Source organism: Roseibium aggregatum IAM 12614 (assembly GCF_000168975.1).
Classification (GTDB): Bacteria; Pseudomonadota; Alphaproteobacteria; order Rhizobiales; family Stappiaceae; genus Roseibium; species Roseibium aggregatum.
Genome location: NZ_AAUW01000018.1, coordinates 13,246 through 33,050, shown reverse-complemented (window position 1 = coordinate 33,050; position 19,805 = coordinate 13,246). Strand labels below are relative to the sequence as shown.

The following is a 19,805-nucleotide window of genomic DNA, read 5'->3' as shown; positions in this document are numbered from 1 at the left end:
GGCTTAGAGTTTCAATGCGTTGCGCTGGGTTAATATGACGTCTGGTCAGTTTTCTAGGCAGAATTAACTAATTATTAATTTTTTCGATAGGCGAGAAAAATATTTGTTCCCGGGTCGCGGGATTGATTCCCTTTTGGGTTGTGTGTACGATTGCATGGTTTTCATGCTGCTTTTCTTGATTTTATTAGTGTTGAATCAGATGTTGCTACTTAGAAATGTGCGTGAAATTTGATAAACTTATCTCAGATTTATATGAGGCTGTCGAAACTAAGGAGTTGTTTTCTTTAACTCTTTCGGAAATCGTTTCTCATCTTGGAGCTGCCCAATCTCACCTGTGTCTTCTTGGTGAGGGCAACTCGTCGATTGGACTGAATTTTACTGCAAACATGGACCCGGAATTTCTCGACGAATACCACGAGCACTATGTCAATCACGATTATCGGCTGAAGCTCATTTCCAGGGCGCGCGTAGGGGAGGTCTTGATGGACGATCAGCTAAATACACCGGAAGGGTTGCGTTCCAGCCCGATCCACAACGACCTGTTTCCCCGGTACGGGGTGAACAGGATTATGGGCAGCAACATCTCGGTTGACGGTGGATTGGGGTGGTTCGGCGTCACGAGCCTCCGCAAGGACGGGGACTTCTCGAAAGAGGCGGTGGAGGATTTCTCCAGACTGGTCGTGCACGCCAGAAAGGCGCTTCATCTTCGACAATTGAGGAGTGAGATGGCAGAGCGGGAGCTGGTTCACAGGTCCGCCAACGACTCGCAGACATACGCAATCATCATGCTTGCCAATGGTGAAATCGAATATGCGAACCAGTTGGCGCGGGATATGCTCGACCTGGGTTTTATTCGAATTCAGAATGGCAGACTGGTCTGCCGTGATCCGGCGGAGCAGAAGAAGGTGGAGGCAGTCCACCGGCGCGTGCGCAACGGTGAAGCACCTCTGGTGCGTCTTCTCGACAAGAAGTCGAATGCGACTTACGCCGTTCAGGTGTTCAACCCGCTTCCCCGTTTCATTGATGGACGGCTGGAACCGGCGCGCTGGGTGACCTACAAGATCGTGCAGCTGAACCCCCAGGACGTGCTGTCGTCGCGGACGCTGGAGCGTATCACCCAGTTTTATGGGCTGAGCGTAGGAGAAAGCGCCACAATTGCGGCGGTCATTGCAATGGAACCGCTTGCGGAATTTTCCCGCAGCAAAGGCGTTCAGCAGGACACTGTTCGAAAACAATTGAAAGCAGCGATGACCAAGATGGGGGTCAATTCGCAGAAACAACTTTTTCAGCTTTATGAGCGTTTCAAGGTCTTCGAATAAAGGCCCTCGCCGACGACTTCGGCACAACGTAGCCAATTGATGTTCGGGTGCGCCCCTATAAGCTCCGAGTGAAGAACTTGGGGAGTTTCTGAAGGACGCACGCAAGACAGATCCGAACGGCCCGAAGGCCGTCCGGGGAGATTTTGTCATGGCTTCAGGTGTTCGCAGAACCATTTGACCGCCGGTTCGGATGAGGCGTCGAAATCATCCGTATAGGCGTCGAAATGACCGCCGCTCAGCGTCACAAGCCGCTTGGGACCGAGCGCCTCTTCGTAGGCTTCCAATGCCAGGTCCGACACTGTCAGCACGTCGCCCAGTGCCACGACAATCATCATCGGCGTCGGGCTGACGTATTTGGCATAGCTGATCGGCTCGTATTCGGTGAACATCTCAACGGAGCGCAAGGTCACCTCGTTGTGCCAGGATGGCGCACGGGTCTTTCCGGTCTCGGTGAACCAGGTCCAGCTATCGGGTGTGGGCAGGGCGGAGGGGGCTGCCGGATCCTCGGCAACCACCGGGATCATCGCTGGCGGTTCACCGATCATCCGGGCACGGCGATCATCATCGAACATTGCCTGCACACCGGCGAGATAATCAGCGCGGATAAGCCGGCGCGCATTGCGGTGTCCGCTGGCGAGAGGCACTTGTGCGACGACGCATTTTACCCGCCGATCCAGCGCTCCCACCACCATCACGTGACCGCCGCTATAGCTTGACCCCCATATACCGATCCGTTTGGCATCGGTTTCCGGCAGGGTTTCAGCCCAGGTGATAGCATCCCGATAGTCGCGAACCTGTTGCCAGGGGTCGATCTCATAGCGCGGCTCGCCTTCGCTGGCTCCGAAATTGCGGTTGTCGAAAACAACCGCGGCGAGCCCGGCGGCGGCAAAAACCTCGGCGAAGCGGTCGAGGTACATTTCCTTCACCGCCGAAAACCCGTGTGCCATCACGATGGTTGGCACCGGGCCGGATGTGTTGTCGGGCACATAGTGCCAGCCACGCAATGTCACGCCGTCTTCTGTCTTGAACTCGATGTCCTTGCGCATGTGTCTGCGTCCTCCCTTGCAGCTTCGATGCCGGGTGCTAAGGCGGGCTTGCCTGCCAATGCACCGGCATCTGGTAAATTTCCCCGGTTCGCCTAAACTCGAAGCGCAGGCGAGACGTCGGAATGAGCAATTGTTGTACGAGGGTGGACGTCCGGTCTTGCCAGCGGATGCGCCGGGATTTGACCATCCGCGCACAAAGAGCGTCGAGGCACGCTCACGGGAGGAGACAAGACATTGGATGCCGAGACCTGGTCGACGCAATCCCTCCATGGCGCTGCTCAATTCGAGGCCTGGCGCCATGCCTTGAGCAGAACGCACCTGGATTGGGATCTCAGACCTTCCGAGACGTCGGAATTTCATGCAGACATTCGCGAGCGCATTCTCGACGGCATCCGTGTGGTCGAATGCTCTTGCGATCCCTGCGAGGGCTCACGTCGCAAACCCGAACTGCGCCACAGCGACGAGGCCTATTTCGGCGTGCTTTTCGAACTCAGCGGCCATGAGATCATTCGTCAGGGAGACCGTCAGGCCGAGCTGTCGGCGGGCGACTTCGTGCTGTGGGACAGCGAGCGTGAAATGGATTTCAAGGTCACGAGCCGGCTGCACAAGCTCACGTTGCTGATCCCGAAGTTCCGGGCCAAGCGCCTGGAGTGGGACGTCGAGCGGTTTGCCGGAACGGTGGTCAAGAATTTGAGCGCGGTCAGCGGCATTTCAGCCGAAGCGCTTCGGCGGCTGGCGCGCGATTTCACGACAATCGAGGAAAAAGACGCTGAAGCGGTCATGCAGCCGATACTGAGCCTCTTGATGGCAACGCTCACCACGCGGCAGGAGCCGGCGTCGGCATCGATGGCGCACCGGGACCACTTTTCCGCCTTTTGCCGGTTCATCCGCAACAACCTGGAAGACGGCCGCCTCGATCCCAGGACGGTGGCCGAGGCGCATGGCGTCTCGCTGCGATATCTCCATACGGTGTTCGCGCACAACAACGACACCTGCTGCAACTTCATGCGGCGCGAGCGGCTGCGCCGCTGCCACGCGGATCTCGCGCGGCCGCATTGCCGCGACACGATCACCGAAATTGCGTTCCGATGGGGGTTCAACGACGCCGCCCATTTCAGCCGTGCCTTCAAGGCGGAGTTCGGCATCGCCCCCAAGACACTGCGCAGGAAATGAGGCCGAGGCATTTGTTGTGCTTATGCACAGAAGGAGAAGTGTCAAAAGCCTTTCTGCTCTGGCGTTGAAAGACTTAGAAAAAAATCCGCGCCTTGTGTGGCGGTGCCCTGAGGCTGGATTGCGTCTCAAAAGAACTTTTTCGGAGCAGCCCCTGTGCTTCGACTTCTTACGTTGCTTGGGACGCTTTGCCTCTGCAAATCATATATCGAATTGCGGTATTGGCCATGTTGTGGGCTTCGAGGAACTCCTCTGGCCGCATGGAAACATAAGAATATCGGCGCGATCACTTCGGAAAAATCCGAAGCACATCCAGTCCGCGGCCCATTAAGGTCGTGCGCGTTCATGAGGAGAATTTCAGTATGGTCGACAAAGCGCATCTGGATGCCCTTCGCGACAAATATGGCAATGCGGCCGGCGGTGATATTTTTGAGCCGCATTTTCAGGAAGTGGCCCGTTCCCAGTTCAGTGGCGGCGACAAGCGCAAATGGCCCTTCGCGGGCATACCGACATTTCTGGATGCACGGGGCTTTCCGGAGGCTCAGGACGCCGACGATTTCGGTGGTCTGGACATCGCATTGCTGGGTGTGCCAATGGATCTGGGTGTGACCAACCGCAACGGCACCCGCTTTGGCCCGCGGGCCCTGCGCACCATCGAGCGTATCGGTCCATACGACCACGTGCTCAGGACCTCTCCGATGGGCAAGGCGAAAATCGCGGATATCGGCGATGTTCCCTTGCTCAGCCGTTTCGATCTTGCCCAGTGCCACAAGGATATCGAGGCTTTCTATCGCCGCCTTGTTGCCGCTGGCGTGCGGCCGCTCAGCGTGGGTGGCGATCATTCCATCACGGCGTCCATTCTCAAGGCACTCGGCGAAAAGGAGCCTGTGGGCCTCATTCACATCGACGCTCACTGCGATACAGCTGGTCCCTACGAGGGGACCAAGTTCCAGCACGGTGGACCTTTCCGGCTTGCTGTTCTGGACGGTGTGCTCGACCCGCACCGCACGATCCAGATCGGTATTCGTGGTCCGGCCGAATATCTCTGGGAGTTCTCCTATGAAAGCGGCATGACCGTGGTTCACGCCGAAGACGTGGGCGAGGCGAGCATCCCCCGTTTGATCGAAAAGGCGCGCGAGATCGTCGGCGACCGACCAACTTATGTCTCCTTCGATATCGACAGTGTGGATCCGGGCTTTGCGCCGGGAACCGGAACGCCTGAGGTGGGCGGCCTGCAGCCGAGAGAGGTGTTGCAGATCTTGCGCGGCCTGAACGGGCTCAACATCATCGGCGGCGACGTGGTGGAGGTAGCACCGCAATACGATCCGACCAGCAACACGGCTCAGATTGCTGCGCAGGTCCTGCACACGATCCTTTGTCTCATGGTGAACAGCGGTCATTTTGATCGGGACTGATACCGGAGAGCGGTCGCCGTCTCCCTGTCAGCGAAGGCTCGTCCGACTACTGCAGGCTTTTGGCCATGCGGGATGAGCCGCCGCCTGCGCTCTGTCGAATGGCAAGGCTCAAGACAAAGAAACCCCTCCAGATTGCTCGGCCTGCCCGCTGGAGAAGGACAGATGCGCGGTCTTTTCCCAATCCATCCGGGCTTCGATCATCAGGAGTACGGCATCTGTGAAAAAGCAGAGGGCACCCGTGAACAGATTGGCGTTCGACATCTGGCCGATCCACACCGGCTCTGCGCCCTTCGGGATGAAGGCAATCGTTGACGCGACCATGAACGCGATGCAGCCCAGAAAATTGATGAAGACAATCCACCATTCCATTTCCAAAGGCTTGAACGACCAGTGCGCGTGGCCTGCCTCGATATAGGCGAGATAGCCGGAGATCAGAAACAAAACGGATCCAATCATTCCGGGCACCCAGATGACGAGATCCTGAGCATACCAGGCCGCCGGCGCATGGATCGCGTCGAAGGTGTTGAAGTTGAACGCGACGGTTCCGACAAACTTGGTCAGCGTACACCACCAGCCAGCGTTTGCCAGCTGTCAGCCAATGAACCGGATGGGTTCATCAGAGGTGGCCGGGGGCGTTGTGCCGGTGAACTCTGCCGTGTTGGCTGACTGGAAATGCTGCAGGTAGCCAGCGATGTGTGACGGCAGGAGCCTGCCTGAGCCTGTCAGACGGCTGGCGTTCAGATGTCGGCCTTCGGGATATCGCAGGTTGTGTCCCGCTGGACAGGCCGTCTTTTTCCACCCGAAACCGCTGCCTTTTGCCAGCCCGAAATGTTGCTTTTCCGCCGTAAAATATCTTGCCACGAGATTCCATCTGAAATTGAGGTGTCCTGTGCAGACAATATGAAAGAACGAAACAACCCCGATGATGGCATTCGCCCGTCCGTTTTCCAACCCGCAGATCGGCAACTTGAGGTTTATGGTTGAAAGACCGCTGACGTTCGCCTCATGGGATTGGCTTTCAGTTGCTGGGGATCATGGTCGACTTCGAGTTGAAGGGTGTTCACTTCACCCCGTCTTGCACCTGCTCGTCTACTGAACAGGGCCGGTTAAAACGGAAATTGGCGGCTATGCCAAACGGTCCGAATGTTGTACCCAGCATCGCGTTTGGAAATCGTGCCCAGGTGACAGGCTCCCACCCGTCCTATCCACTTTCCAAGGTCTCAAGCTGTCAAAATACCGAGCGTCGGGTGCCCGTGAACAGGAGGATCCAGCCATTCCCGTCCTAGATCTCATTTCAAGTTATGCCGATGACCTCACTGCGATCCGGCGGGATTTTCATGAATTTCCCGAGATCGGATTTTGCGAGGAAAGAACCTCGGCCAACGTTGCAAGGTTCCTGGAAAGCTGGGGCATCGAGGTTACGCGTGGTGTCGGGGGAACCGGTGTCGTCGGCGTCCTGGAAGGGGCGCGTCCAGGCCGGACGATCGGGCTCAGGGCAGATATGGATGCCTTGCCGATGGAAGAGCAGACGAACCTTCCTTATAGCTCCAAGAACCCGGGTGTCTTCCACGGCTGTGGCCATGACGGGCACATGACGATGCTGCTCGGTGCTGCACGCTATCTGGCTGAAACCCGTAATTTTGCGGGCCGCGTGGTGTTTATCTTTCAACCCGCGGAAGAAGGGCTCGGCGGGGCAAGGGCGATGCTGGCGGACGGATTGTTCGAGCGGTTTCCCTGCGATGAGCTCTACGGTCTTCACAATTCTCCCTACAACTCCCATTCACAGGTCAGCATCCGGCCGGGAAGGGCGCAGGCGGGCGCTGCCTTTTTCGATGTCGAAGTTCACGGCCGGGGCAGTCATGGCGCCATGCCTCAGATGGGGGCGGACCCGATCGCGGTCGGTGCAGGACTGATCAACGAACTTCAGAAGATCGTGTCGCGCAACACCGATCCGACCCACGCCGCTGTGGTGTCGGTGACGGAATTTCACGCAGGCTCCGCCTACAATGTCATTCCCTCCGAAGCTGTCCTGCGCGGAACCTTCCGGTTCATGGAAGCGACCGACGGCGACATGATCGAGCACCGGCTTCGCGCGATCTGCAGCGGCGTTGCCACTGCCCATGACGTGCGGATCGACGTTGATGTGCGCCGTGTCTTCGATGTGCTCATCAACGATCCGGATCGCGCCGCGGATGCCATCCGTGCCGCACGCGATGTCGTTGGCGACAGCGCGGCGGCGGATGCGGAGGTGACCATGGGATCGGAAGATATGGCCGATTTGCTGCGGGTGGTTCCGGGAGCTTTCTTCAACCTCGGCCACAATGGCGACGTACCGCTGCACAATCCCGGCTTTGTCTTCGACGACACGATACTGCCTGTCGGCGCAAGTATTTTTGCGCGCATCGTTGAAACGCGCGGCGGCTGATCCGCCGAACATTTCTCTTTCCGATTTCAGTTCCTTGTCGCGGCCGGCCCTCTCTGGGGCCGGCCGTTTGCGTTCGCACGGTTGGATGATGGGTATCCAGATTCCGGTTGACAAAATTTCTCAACGCAACATAGTGACAAAAAATGGAACACTAGATCCATAAAATGGAACTTTGACTGATGTCGATCCTCAAGAATGCTGCTGATGTGCTGAGGCTCTTCGGAGCAGACTGCACCGACCTGACGGTGTCGGAAGTGACGACGCGCCTGGATATGCCCAAGGCGAATGCGTCCCGGCTTCTGAAGGCAATGCGTGAGGCCGGCATGCTGGAAACCATCGGTGACACCCGCCGCCACAGGCCGGGCCGCCTTATGCTCGACCTTGCGGCGGCTTTTCGCCGGTCTTCGGGCCTGATCGGCCGCGCAAGCGAAGTCATGAGCGAGGTCGGACTGCGCTTTGGGCACACCGGTTACATCACGCTGCGCGTAGGCCGGGAGGTGACTGCAGTCGCGGATTTTCCCGGTACCAACGCCCTGCGGGTTGTCAGCAACATCGGCCGACGTCTTCCCGCCGCGATGAGCGCCACCGGCCGGTCGCTGCTGGCGCGGCTGACGGACGAAGAGGTGCGGGCGCTTTATGAAGGCGACGCCGCACTTGATGTCCTTCTTGAAAAACTCTCCGAAGTACGGGCCACGGGCTACGCAACCTCCAGTCAGGAAGCGACACCCGGCGTCGATTCAATTGCCATTGCGGTTGCTGACCCGGCCACCGACGAGGCTGTCAGCCTCTGCATCGTCTACCCGTACGCGGTCGTCGATCAGAGCGGCCACAACGAAATGCTTGCCGCACTTGCCGCAGGAGCGACGCGGATAGCCGAAGAACTGGGTGACACCGGCTTTGTCACCCCGAAGATTTGATGAAAGGACGACTGGAATGACCACTTCCGAACCCCGCTGGCGCGTCGGCTTCGACATTGGCGGGACCTTCACGGACTTCGTTCTCTATGATCGGCAGACGGCTTCGGTCACGCTGCACAAGCGCCTGACCACCCCGCACGATCCATCCGAGGCGGCCCTGAAGGGGCTGGAAGAAATCCTGGAAATGCGTGGCATCAGCCATGCCGATCTGTCCGAGATCGTTCACGGCACCACGCTCGTCACCAACGCGGTGATCGAGCGCAAGGGCGCGCCGGTCGGGCTGATCACCACTCAGGGTTTCCGGGACATTCTGGAAATGGGCACGGAACAGCGGTACGACATTTACGACCTGTTCGTCTCCTTCCCGGATCCGATCGTCAGCCGCGACCTACGTCTGGAAGTGGATGAGCGCGTTACCGCCGCCGGCGATGTCGTGACCCCGCTCGATGAAGCCGCAGTTCTGTCCGCGGCAAAGGCACTTGTGGCCGAAGGGTGCGAGGCAATCGCAATCGTCTTCATGCATTCCTATGCCAATTCCGCGCATGAGCGCCGCGCCGCCGAAATCGTGCGCGAGGCCTTCCCGGATCTGGCGGTTTCGATTTCGAGCGACGTTGTCGCTGAAATGGGAGAATACCAGCGCACCGTAACGAGCTGCGCGAATGCCTTCGTTCAGCCCCTGATGCACCGTTACCTCACCCGGCTGGAAGAGGCGCTGAGAGCGCGCGGCTTTGCCGGCCCCCTGCGGCTGATGCATTCCGCCGGGGGTCTTGTTTCGCTGGAAACTGCACGCGACTTCCCGATCCGGCTTCTCGAAAGCGGTCCCGCCGGTGGCGGACTGGCGACGGCGCTGTTCGCTGAAGGGGCTGGTCTGAAGGACGTCATCTCCTTCGATATGGGCGGCACCACCGCCAAGGCCTGCATGATTGAGGACGGCCGCGCAGAAGTGGCGCCGATGATGGAAGCCGCCCGTGTGCACCGTTTCACCAAGGGCTCCGGCCTTCCGATCAAGGCTCCGGTGATCGAAATGATCGAGATCGGTGCGGGCGGCGGTTCTATCGCTGCAATCGATGAAGTGGGCCTCCTGAAAGTCGGGCCGCACTCGGCCAGTTCCGATCCAGGTCCGGCCTGTTATGGCCTTGGCGGAAAGCAGCCCACGGTTACGGACGCCAACCTTGTGCTTGGCTACTACGATCCGGGCTTCTTCCTCGGCGGTCGCATGAAGCTCGACCTTGACGCGGCACGCTCGGCCATTGCCAGCGTGGCGGAGCCGCTCGGTCTGTCTGTGGAAGAGGCGGCGCTCGGCATTCACAAGGTTGTCGTGGAAAGCATGGCCTCGGCCGCGCGCGTTCACCTTGTGGAACGCGGCAAGGATCCACGTGAATATGCGATGGTCGGCTTCGGTGGCGCAGGTCCTGCCCATGCGGTGGACGTCGCCCGTGTCATGGGTGTCAGCTCCGTTCTGATCCCGCCGGCGTCCGGTGCCGCATCGGCCCTCGGCTTCCTTGCCGCGCCCCTGTCCTTCGAGGATGTGCGTTCGCTAAGAGTGGAGCTTGCGCCTGGCTTCGACGCAGCGGGTGTCAACGCGCTTCTGCACGAGCTTGAAGAAGAAGGACTGCGTCACCTGGAGCGGGCTGGCATTGGCCGCGGCGATGCGATCATCGAACGCAGTGCGGACATGCGGCTTGTCGGTCAGATGCACGACATCTCCGTGCCGCTGCCGGTCAACGACCTCAGCGAGTCCGACTTGCCGGATATCCGGGCAGCCTTTGTGCGTGCCTATTCGGCCCGCTACGCGGAACCTTTCGAAGGCGCGCGTTTCGAAGCGGTCAACTTCCGCGTCCGGGTCGCTGGCCCGACCCCGAAACCGGCGCTGACCGGCGCTGCTGGGGGCGGCGACGTTGCCACACGGATCAAGGGATACCGTCAGTGCTGGTTCGACGAAGGCGCGTTCGAGACCGCCGTCTACGACCGATACGCTCTTCAGTCCGGCGACGAGATCAAGGGGCCGGCGATTATCGAGGAACGCGAGTCCACGACCGTCATCGGACCTTCCGACAGCGTTTCCATCGACAATGGCCTGAACCTTTGCGTGACGCTTGGCACCATGAAGGCCGCCGATGCGCTGGTGACCGTCGATATGTCGCGTGCAGATGCCGTGGCACGCATTCAGTCCGATCCGATTGGTCTGGAAATCATGTGGTCCCGCCTCGTCAACGTGGTGGAGGAAATGTGGCTCACCGTCTGCCGCACGGCCTTCTCGCTGGTCATCGCCGAAGCTCAGGATTTTGCCTGCGAACTCCTGGACAAGGACGGCGAGACCCTGGCGCATTCCCCGCGCGCAATGCCGGTCTTCAATCTGACGCTGCCGCGTGCGGTCAAGGCGCTGCTCAAGGCCTATCCGGCCGAGACGCTGAAGCCGGGCGACGTGCTGATCACGAACGATCCCTGGCTGTGTGCGGGCCACCTCTTCGATATCGCCATCGTCACTCCGGCGTTCCGGGATGGCCGTCTCGTCGGGCTGATGGGCACGGTTGGCCATGTCTCCGACATCGGCGGTACCAAGGACTCGCTCCGCGCCCGTGAGATTTACGAAGAGGGCCTGCAGATCCCGCCGATGAAGCTTTTCGATGCGGGTGTTCCCAACGAAACGCTGATCCACCTCATCAAGCAGAACGTGCGCAACGGTGAACAGGTGCTGGGCGACATCTTCTCCTTCGTCGCGGCAAACAAGCTGGGCGTCGAGCGGCTGGATGCCTTCATGCATGACTACGGCATGCATGACCTCGGCGCTCTGGCGGAAGTGGTGCAGGGTCTGTCCGAAAAGGCGATGCGCGATGCCATTCGTGCCTTGCCGGATGGCGAGTACCGCTCGACCATCACCAACAATCCGCTGGGAGAAACGATCACCTATCCGGTGCTGGTGAAGGTCGAGGACGACAGCATCACCGTCGATTTCGACGGGGCTCCGCCGCAACTGCCGCAAGGTGGCCTCAACGCCACGCTGAACTACACGGCAGCGCATGCCACCTATCCGCTGAAATGCATGCTGACACCTTCGGTGCGGGGTAACGCGGGGTGCTATCGTCCATTCACGGTAAAGGCACCGGAGGGGTCGATCCTGAACCCGACCTATCCGGCGGCGGTGAACCTGCGGACACGTACCGGCTGGTATCTTGCGCCGAACATCTTCCGGGCGCTGGCACAGGCGGCCCCGGACAAGGTGCAATCCTTCACCGGGCTGGCAGTGGCAGCCAATATTTATGGCCAGGACCGTGACGGTCAGTTCTATTCCGACATGCTGTTCTGCGGCGGCGGACAGGGCGGCTCCGAGCGCAAGGACGGTCATTCCTCGCTGCTCTGGCCAACCTCGGCAGCAAATACATCCATTGAATTGATGGAGAGCCGCGTTCCCGTGCTGGTGCTGGAAAAGACCTTCCTGGCCGACAGCGGCGGCGCCGGCAAGAGCCGGGGCGGGCTTGGCCAGATGGTCCGCTTCCGCAAGCGCGATGAGGATGGCCTGGAGATGCTTGTCTCGGTCTATCCGGAAGGCGTCGACAACCCGATCCCGGGTCTGTTCGGCGGCGAAGCAGGCGGTGGGGCACGCGGTCTTGTGCAAGGCAGCGACGGCAAATTGCTGCGCGACTGCGGCACCGGCGCGCTGGTGTCCCTGCACACGACCGACCAGATCGTCGAACTTGTGCTCGGCGGTGGAGCCGGCTTCGGCAACCCGGACGAGCGCGACCAGGCCGCCGTGGCCCGCGACCTGGCCCATGGTTACGTGACACCGGAGCACGTGCGGCAGCACTACCAGAACACTGCGGTGCCCGAACAGGCACGCGCGGAAAAGGAACTAGGGAAGGTAGGGGCCTGAGGGCTCAAGATAAAAAGAAAAGAAAACAGACCGATCCAGTAAGGAGCAAACTGATGACCGTATCCAAGCAGTTCAATGTCTCCCGCCGTGGCCTTCTGGCCATGGCCGGGGCGGGCCTCGCCGCGGCGAGTTTCCCCACGCAGCTTTTTGCCCAGTCGGGCAGCAACATTCTCATCATCGCATCGGGTCAGGACATTCCGAACTTCGATCCGCATACTGCGACGGGCTACTCCGCTTCATTCTTCCTGCGCAACGTCTACGACCCGCTCGTCCGCGTTGCCGGCAATCCGCCCGAGCCGGTTCCCGGGCTGGCCGAAAGCTGGGACATGAGCGAAGACGGCCTGACCTACACGTTCAAACTGAACCCGGCTGCAAAGTTTCACAGCGGCAATCCGGTAACCGCCGACGACGTGGTGTATTCCTTCCAGCGCGCGCTGGAACTCGCCAAGGGCAATTCCTGGATGATCCGCGGAATTGTGACCCCGGAAGGCGTCAGCGCAGTGGATGCAGGCACGGTCGAATTCAAGCTGGAAACACCATTTGCGGCCTTCCTGCAGGTTCTGCCGTGGATCTTCGTGGTGGAGAAAGCTGCCGTTGAAGCAAACCTCGGTGACGATCAGGGCCAGAGCTGGCTTCTGACCAACATTGCCGGGTCCGGCCCCTTCCAGGTCGCTCGCTTCGAGGTCGGCACGCTCTATCACCTTGCGCGCGTGGCCGACGCCTGGCAGCCGGCTGGCGGCAACCTGGATGGCGTCATCTGGCAGATCGTGCGTGAAACGGCAACGCAGCGGCTGATGCTGCAGCGGGGCGAGGCACATATCGCGGTGGATCTGACCTCGGAAGACATGGACTCGCTGAAGGACGCACCAGGCGTGGTGCGGGTGATCGAACCGGAATATCGTACCTTCTCGATCAAGATGAACACGGAAAAGGGACCTCTTGCCGACGTCAATCTGCGCAAGGCGATTTCCTACGCCACCAACTATCAGGCTATCCTCGACGCGGCCGGCTACGCCGATCTTATGACGGGTCCGCTGCCGAACGGCATTCTGGGCTTCAATCCGGATCTGGAGGTCTACCGGACCGATCTCGACAAGGCCAAGGAATATCTGGCCAAGACCGAGTATCCCGAAGGTGGCCTGACGCTCAAGATGGTTCATGTTTCGGGCCTGGAGCAGCAACGCCGTTGGGCGCTGATCATGCTGGACAGCCTCAAGAAACTGAACATCGACCTGGAAATCCAGCCGCTGAAATGGCCGGACATGGTGGCTGCCTGCAAGTCACCGGAAACCTTCCCGGATCTCTTCCCGGTCTATCAGACCGCCAACTACGGCGATCCCGACAACATCGCCTTTGCCGCCTATCACTCCTCGCGCAATGGCGGCTGGCAGAACGCGGTCTATCACAATCCGGAGGTCGACGCCCTCATCGAGGCCGGCCGTGCGGAGATCGACCCGGCCAAACGGGTCGAGATCTACGGAGAGTTCCAGAAGAAGGTGGTTGCCGACGCGCCGGACATCTTCGGCGTGCTTGAACGCCGCAAGCTTGGCATGCGCGACAACGTGAAGGGCTACCACTTCACTCCGGTTGCCTCTAACGCGATCGAGGCCTGGCCGCTGTCGCTCTGACCTTCCCGATGAGGCCGGGCGCGCAACTACCTGCGCCCGGCCGTTCCCAATCAAAGGGCGTCTGAGATGCTGTATTTCATCCTGCGGCGGATCCTGCTGCTTATACCCGTTGTCATCGGGCTGACGGTGATCATGTTCGCCATCGCGCGGCTGTTGCCTGGCGACCCGGTTTCTCTGGCTGCAGGGCCGAACGCCACCCAGTCCGAAATCGACGCCCTGGCGCGCGAGTTTGGACTGGATCAGCCGATCTGGACGCAATACTTCGATTACCTGTCCGGACTTCTGCACGGCGACCTCGGCACCTCGCTTCTGACCCGGCGCCCGGTGGCAGCTGACATCGCGGCCTACCTGCCGGCAACGCTGGAACTCGTCATCGCCGCGATGCTGATTGCCGTATGCATCGGCATTCCGCTTGGCCTGGCAACCGCTGTCTGGCGCAACCGCTGGCCGGATTACCTGTCGCAGGTCGTTGCCATCGGCGCGATCTCCATGCCCCGTTTCTTTCTCGGGCTCTTGCTGCAACTGTGCTTTGCGATGTGGCTGATGTGGCTGCCGCTCGGCGGCCGTCTGCCGATCATCGTCATTCCGCCGCCAACCGTAACCGGCTTTCTGACGATCGATTCCCTGCTGGCAGGCGACATGCACACCTTCGTGACCGCCCTTCGGCATCTGGCAATGCCCGCCATTGCCATGTCCCTCTCACCGCTGGCCACGATCATGCGCATGATGCGCGCCTCAACCATCGAGGTGATGAGCCAGGACTATGTCACGACTGCCCGCGCGCTCGGCCTGCCACGCGCCAAGATCATCCTGAAATACATCGCCCGCAACGCCGTTTCCGCAACGCTGACGGTCATCGGCCTTTACTTCGGCTGGCTTCTGGGCGGAACCGTGCTGGTGGAAACTGTGTTCGATTGGCCGGGTCTTGGACTTTACGCAACAAAGGCGATCATCTCACAGGACATGATGCCCGTCATCGGTGTGGCACTCGTCATCGGCCTGATGTTTGTTGCCGCCAACCTTGTTATCGACCTGCTGTACGGGGTCATCAACCCGAAGGTACGCTACTCATGAGCGAGATTGCCCAGACTTCTGAGGCCGAGATCCCGCGTCCTGCCGATGATCGCCTGCGTCGTGCGCTGTTTCGCTTTCGGCAAAGCAAGCTGTCCATGCTTGGTGCGGCTGTCGTTGCCATCGTGCTGTTCTTCACCGCTTTCGGCACCGTCCTGGCGCCTTATCCCGAGCATATAGCCGGAGCCGTCGACACCGCCAATCGCTTCCAGCCACCTTCGCTCACCCATCCCTTCGGGACGAACGAGCTTGGTCAGGATGTTCTGTCTCTCGTGATGGCAGGGGCAACGGTCTCGGTTCTCGCCGGGTTCGGTGTCGTCCTCATCGGTACGCTGATCGGCACACTCGTCGGAGCGGTGGCGGGGTTTGTCGGCGGCTGGACCGACGAAGGCCTGATGCGGCTGACCGACCTCACGCTGACAATCCCCAGCCTGATTCTGGCCATGGCGATTGCCGCGGCGCTCGGTCCTGGCTTCACCAACATGGTGATCGCGATCTCGCTCTCCTGGTGGCCGGGATATGCGCGCCTGGTCCGTGGTGAGGTGCTGGCCGCGCGTGAAGAAGTTTACGTGACGGCCGCACGGGCCATCGGGGCCAATCCCTCGCGCATCCTCTTCCGACATATCCTGCCCAATGTCGTCTCGCCGATCATCGTGAAGATGTCGCTCGACATGGGCTTCGCGATCCTGACGGTGGCCGGTCTCGGCTTCATCGGGATCGGTGTGCGCCCGCCCACCCCGGAATGGGGCACCCTTCTGTCACTCTCGCGCTCCTACATGCCCGACTACTGGTGGACGGCGATGGCTCCCGGCATGGCGATGTTCTTCGCGGTGTTCGGGTTCAACCTGCTTGGCGACGGCCTGCGCGACATCCTCGACCCGAAAGCGAGGCGCTGAGATGACCCACCCACTGCTTGATATCCGCAACCTGCATCTGACGATGACCAGTTTCGACGGGGCGGCGCACGTTTTGAACGGCATCGACCTGACGGTCAATCGCGGTGAGATCTGGGGCCTTGTCGGGGAATCCGGCTGCGGCAAGTCGCTGACGGGATTGTCTATCTCGCGGCTCGTCTCCACGCCGCCCGCGCGCTACATCGACGGCGAGATCCTGTTCGAGGGCCGCGATATTCTGAGCCTTCCGGCAAAAGAGGTGCAGAGCCTGCGCGGCAAGCGGATCGGGATGATCTTCCAGGACCCGACCACCAATCTCAACCCGTCTTACCGCATCGGCGAGCAACTTGTTGATGTCGCTCTCGCGGCTGCACGCCACGATGCGTCGATCCTCGATTGCCCGCCGAACGCAAGCCGCCGCGAGCGCCGACGTGCGGCGCGGCGCCTGGCGGGGGACATGCTGGATCGTGTCGGCATACCCAACGCCGAGGCGCGGCTTGACAACTATCCGCACGAGTTTTCCGGCGGCATGCGCCAACGCGTGCTGATCGCGATGGCCCTGATCGGCCGTCCGGATCTACTGATCGCCGACGAGCCGACGACCGCACTTGATGTTTCGGTTCAGGCGCAGATCCTGAAGTTGCTCAAGGGGACAGTGGCCGACCATTTTATCGGTGTCATCCTGATCACGCATAACCTCGGCGTTGTGGCCGAAACCTGCTCTCATGTCGCGGTGATGTATGCGGGCAATATCGTTGAAAGCGGTCCTGTCGCCGAAGTGATCGAGCGCCCGGCGCACCCTTACACCAAGGCTCTGATGGCGTCGATCCCGACCAAGCATTCGAAGCGGGGCTCGCTGAACGGTCTCGGCGGGTCGGTGCCGAACCTCATCTCTGCCCCGCCGGGCTGTCGGTTCGCGCCACGCTGCCCACACGCCGTCGAGGCCTGTACGCAGACGCTGCCAAAACCCGTTCAAGTTGGCGGCACGCATCATGCCGCCTGTATCCGCCTGACCGAAACGGAGGATCTCGTCGATGCCTGAGCCGATCCTGCAGATTGAGAATGTCTCCAAAATCTACGGTGCCAGGCGCACGCTCTTCGGACGTACCGCCGAGGTGCAGGCGCTCAACAACGTTTCGATCTCGGTGCAGAAGGGGGAAAGCTTCGGGCTGGTCGGCGAAAGCGGGTCGGGCAAGACGACGCTGACCCGCTCCATTCTGCATCTGGAAACGCCGACCGCGGGCCGCATTCTGTTCGAGGGGCAGGATCTTGCCCTTCTTTCGTCCGCCGAACTACGCCGCCTGCGGGCTCGCGTTCAGATTGTTTTTCAGGACCCCTATGCGTCGCTGAACCCGCGCATGTCGGTGCGCGACATCGTTACCGAACCGATGCTCGTTCATAACGACATTCTGAACCTGAGCCGTGTCCAGCGCACCGATCGTGCGGCCGAACTGCTTTCGCTCGTCGGCCTTGGACCCCAGCACCTCTCGCGCTTTCCGCACGAATTTTCCGGGGGGCAGCGCCAGCGCATCTGTATCGCCCGTGCACTTGCCTCGGGTCCTGAACTCTTGTTGCTTGACGAGCCGACATCTGCGCTCGACGTGTCAGTCCAGGCCCAGGTGCTGAACCTCTTGTGCGATTTGCAGGACCGGCTCGGGCTCACCTATTTCTTCATCAGTCACGACCTTGCCGTGGTGCGCTACCTGTGCGACCGGGTTGCCCTCATCTATCGCGGCGAGCTTGTCGAAGAGGGCGAGACCGACGAGATCTTCGACGCGCCGAAGAGCGACTACGCCAAGATGCTGATCGGGGCGATGCCGGAAGTAAAGGTTCGGGGCAACGCAGCCTGAGGGCTTGGTGGTGTTTCCCGGTTCTTTTCGAAACAGGAAGACCGGTAAAGCTCATCAGGTTTTGACTGTTGCGGGACAAAAAAGGCGATGGCAGCCGGGCCGCCATCGCCTGTCAAATATCTGAAAGTCCGTTTGGTCGTGGATCAGGCAGCCCGGATGGTGGCCAGGAACCTGCTCAGTTCGGACTGCAGGAACTCCGACTGCTTGGCAAGGTCTCCGGAAGCCTGAAGGACTTCGTTCGCGGTCGCACTCGATTTCGTAGCCGCTTCGGTGACGGTGCCAATCGAGCGCGAGACTTCCATGGTGCCCATGGCGGCCTGCTGTATGTTGTGCGCGATTTCCTGTGTTGCCGCAGCCTGCTGCTCTACCGAGGCGGCAACCGCAGTGCTGATTTCCTTGACCTTGCCGATCGTCGTTGCAACGCCGTTGATGGCAGTTGCGGATTCGTCGGTCGAGCTCTGGATTTCCGCGATCTGATCGGCAATCTCGGTGGTTGCGCGGGCTGTCTGGTCCGCAAGTTCCTTGACCTCGGCAGCAACCACGGCAAAGCCCTTGCCGGCATCGCCGGCGCGGGCGGCCTCGATGGTCGCGTTGAGGGCAAGAAGATTTGTCTGTGCAGCGATGCCGCTGATCAGCTCGACGATGTCGCCGATCTTCTGTGCGGCGCTGGACAGGCCGTGCACCTTGCTGGCCGCAGAATCCGCGTCTCTGACAGCTTCGTCGGAAATGCTGTTGGAGCGGTCGACCTGACCGGAGATCTCCTGCACCGACGCGGTCAGTTCCTCAGTCGCGGAGGCGACGGTTTCAACGTTGGAGGAGGCTTCTTCGGAAGCGGTTGCCACCGTGCCGGACCGTTCGGAGGTTACATTTGCGGTCTCATACATCTCGCGAGCAAAGGTTTCGAGCTGGGACGCCGCCGCGGAAACCGACTGGACGATGCCGCCGACAGCTTCCTCGAACTGGGCGGCCATCTTGTTCAGTTCCGCCTGGCGTTTTTCTTCCGCACGCGCTTTTTCGTCCTCGTTCTCCAGGGCAAGGCGGGCGTTTTCCCCGGCCTGTTCCCGGAAATAATGCGCTGTTTTTGCCAGATCGCCGATTTCATCCGTACGCTCTGTTCCGTCGATGGCAACGTCGAGGTTCCCCCGTGCGAGTTCCTTGAACGTGTCCACGATACGCGAGATCGGCTTTGCGATGCCGAAGCGGGAAATCCAGATGCCCAGTGCAATGGAGAAGATAACAGCCAGTGCCGCAATGATCACCAGGCTGGATGCGGCCGACCGGGCGTTCTCGCTGGCGCTTTCCCGCAGCGTTGCCATCTTCGCAGAGGAGTAATTGCTGTAGACCTTCACATTGTCGGTCACCGTCTTCTGGCCCTGCAAGGCAACGTCGAGCGCCGCATTGATGGCCGCGCTGTCTTCCGGTGAGCGTTCCGCAACATCGATCATCTGCTCGATCTTGGCGAAGTAGGATTTGAGCGAGGTCCGTACAGTGTCGAGCTGTCTGATTTCCTCTGCGTCGGCAACAGCTTCCAGCTTCGGCAGCCGGTCGAGCATTTCGTCGACGCGGCGCTTGTTCTGGTCGCGGTAATCGGCGGCATTTTCCGCGTTGAGCGCAAGCTGATAGGTCATCCGGCTGATGGCAACGATATCGATGCGCAGGTCCATCGCCTCGCGGGCAGCTTCTTCCGAAAGCCCGACATTGTTGAATGTCTGCGTGACACCGGTCAACTGGCTGTAAGCCAGCCAGGTGGTTCCCGCAGCTGCGAAACTTAAAAGCATGATGACGCCAAGCATTTTCTTGACGATGGAAATATTCTTCAGCACCTGACCGATCTCCGCAGACAAGGAGTAAGGGTTGCTCCGCGTGGTGAACCTTGTAGCTAAGCCTTTACATGAGAGGGCGTTGCGAAAAGGTTTATGTGCGCTGCACAAAGTTGTGCGTCGGGCAATTTCATCAATATCGTGGCGCAAGGTAAGGCAAAGTCATCTCTTCCTTCCTCTGTACCGATACAGTTCTGGAAGGTTTGACCTTTCTGCCCCTGATCTCAGAGTGCGCATATTTACGCAGTGAGGTCTCTGGATGCGGTCGAAAGTGAGCGTCCGTCGGAGCTGGCCTGACAACTTGCATTGTTTTCGGTTCTCCTGCTTTCGCATCGCAACATGAGAGCGAAACTGAAAAGGGGCGCCCGCCGGATGCTACC

14 protein-coding genes are annotated in these 19,805 nt (G+C 60.2%); 11 read left to right on the top strand and 3 right to left on the bottom strand.

All coding sequences use genetic code 11. From position 1 onward, the window contains the following. Nucleotides 1-221 precede the first annotated feature (221 nt). Nucleotides 222-1,319: a helix-turn-helix transcriptional regulator gene (locus SIAM614_RS21935; protein ID WP_157140015.1), complete on the top strand. Its 1,098-nt coding sequence runs from the start codon at nt 222-224 to the stop codon at nt 1,317-1,319. Nucleotides 1,320-1,465: 146 nt separating this feature from the next. On the opposite strand, the gene SIAM614_RS21930 is transcribed toward SIAM614_RS21935, so the two are convergent. Continuing rightward, the gene (locus tag SIAM614_RS21930; protein WP_006938011.1) at nt 1,466-2,365 is read right to left on the bottom strand and encodes an alpha/beta hydrolase; all 900 of its coding nucleotides are present in this window, start codon (nt 2,363-2,365) and stop codon (nt 1,466-1,468) included. A 234-nt stretch (nt 2,366-2,599) separates the two neighbouring features. Between SIAM614_RS21930 and SIAM614_RS21925 the strand changes: the two genes are divergently transcribed. Next, entirely contained in the window at nt 2,600-3,538 is a 939-nt protein-coding gene (locus SIAM614_RS21925) for an AraC-like ligand-binding domain-containing protein (protein WP_006938010.1), read from the top strand. Nucleotides 3,539-3,897: 359 nt separating this feature from the next. Further along, the gene (gene speB, locus SIAM614_RS21920) at nt 3,898-4,950 is read left to right on the top strand and encodes an agmatinase (protein ID WP_006938008.1); all 1,053 of its coding nucleotides are present in this window, start codon (nt 3,898-3,900) and stop codon (nt 4,948-4,950) included. Between the two features lie 108 nt (nt 4,951-5,058). On the opposite strand, the gene SIAM614_RS30765 is transcribed toward speB, so the two are convergent. Then, a complete protein-coding gene (locus tag SIAM614_RS30765) occupies nt 5,059-5,406 on the bottom strand; it encodes a hypothetical protein (RefSeq protein WP_006938006.1) in 348 nt (115 codons plus the stop codon). An 817-nt stretch (nt 5,407-6,223) separates the two neighbouring features. On the opposite strand from SIAM614_RS30765, the gene SIAM614_RS21910 reads away from it, so the two are divergent. From SIAM614_RS21910 to SIAM614_RS21875, 8 genes are all read left to right on the top strand, one after another. Then, nucleotides 6,224-7,375 (top strand): amidohydrolase, encoded by a 1,152-nt coding sequence (locus SIAM614_RS21910; protein ID WP_040440821.1) that lies wholly within the window; start codon nt 6,224-6,226, stop codon nt 7,373-7,375. A 179-nt stretch (nt 7,376-7,554) separates the two neighbouring features. Further along, on the top strand, nt 7,555-8,292 hold the full coding sequence (locus SIAM614_RS21905; protein ID WP_006938002.1) for an IclR family transcriptional regulator: 738 nt from the start codon (nt 7,555-7,557) through the stop codon (nt 8,290-8,292). Between the two features lie 16 nt (nt 8,293-8,308). Beyond that, nucleotides 8,309-12,163, top strand: a complete 3,855-nt coding sequence (locus SIAM614_RS21900) for a hydantoinase B/oxoprolinase family protein (RefSeq protein WP_006938001.1) — start codon at nt 8,309-8,311, stop codon at nt 12,161-12,163. Nucleotides 12,164-12,216: 53 nt separating this feature from the next. Then, nucleotides 12,217-13,791: an ABC transporter substrate-binding protein gene (locus SIAM614_RS21895; protein ID WP_006938000.1), complete on the top strand. Its 1,575-nt coding sequence runs from the start codon at nt 12,217-12,219 to the stop codon at nt 13,789-13,791. A gap of 66 nt (nt 13,792-13,857) precedes the next feature. After that, nucleotides 13,858-14,865 carry an ABC transporter permease gene (locus tag SIAM614_RS21890; RefSeq protein ID WP_006937999.1) on the top strand — a complete coding sequence of 336 codons (1,008 nt, stop codon included), beginning with the start codon at nt 13,858-13,860 and terminating at the stop codon, nt 14,863-14,865. Continuing rightward, nucleotides 14,862-15,758 (top strand): ABC transporter permease, encoded by an 897-nt coding sequence (locus tag SIAM614_RS21885; RefSeq protein ID WP_006937998.1) that lies wholly within the window; start codon nt 14,862-14,864, stop codon nt 15,756-15,758. The genes SIAM614_RS21890 and SIAM614_RS21885 overlap by 4 nt, the downstream gene beginning before the upstream one ends. A gap of 1 nt (nt 15,759) precedes the next feature. Continuing rightward, the gene (locus tag SIAM614_RS21880; RefSeq protein ID WP_006937997.1) at nt 15,760-16,797 is read left to right on the top strand and encodes an ABC transporter ATP-binding protein; all 1,038 of its coding nucleotides are present in this window, start codon (nt 15,760-15,762) and stop codon (nt 16,795-16,797) included. Beyond that, a complete protein-coding gene (locus tag SIAM614_RS21875; protein ID WP_006937996.1) occupies nt 16,790-17,605 on the top strand; it encodes an ATP-binding cassette domain-containing protein in 816 nt (271 codons plus the stop codon). The genes SIAM614_RS21880 and SIAM614_RS21875 overlap by 8 nt, the downstream gene beginning before the upstream one ends. A 143-nt stretch (nt 17,606-17,748) precedes the next feature. Here the strand turns inward: SIAM614_RS21875 and SIAM614_RS21870 are convergent, their stop codons facing one another. Then, complete coding sequence (locus tag SIAM614_RS21870; protein ID WP_208984073.1) at nt 17,749-19,428, bottom strand: methyl-accepting chemotaxis protein; 1,680 nt, start codon at nt 19,426-19,428, stop codon at nt 17,749-17,751. Nucleotides 19,429-19,805 lie beyond the last annotated feature (377 nt).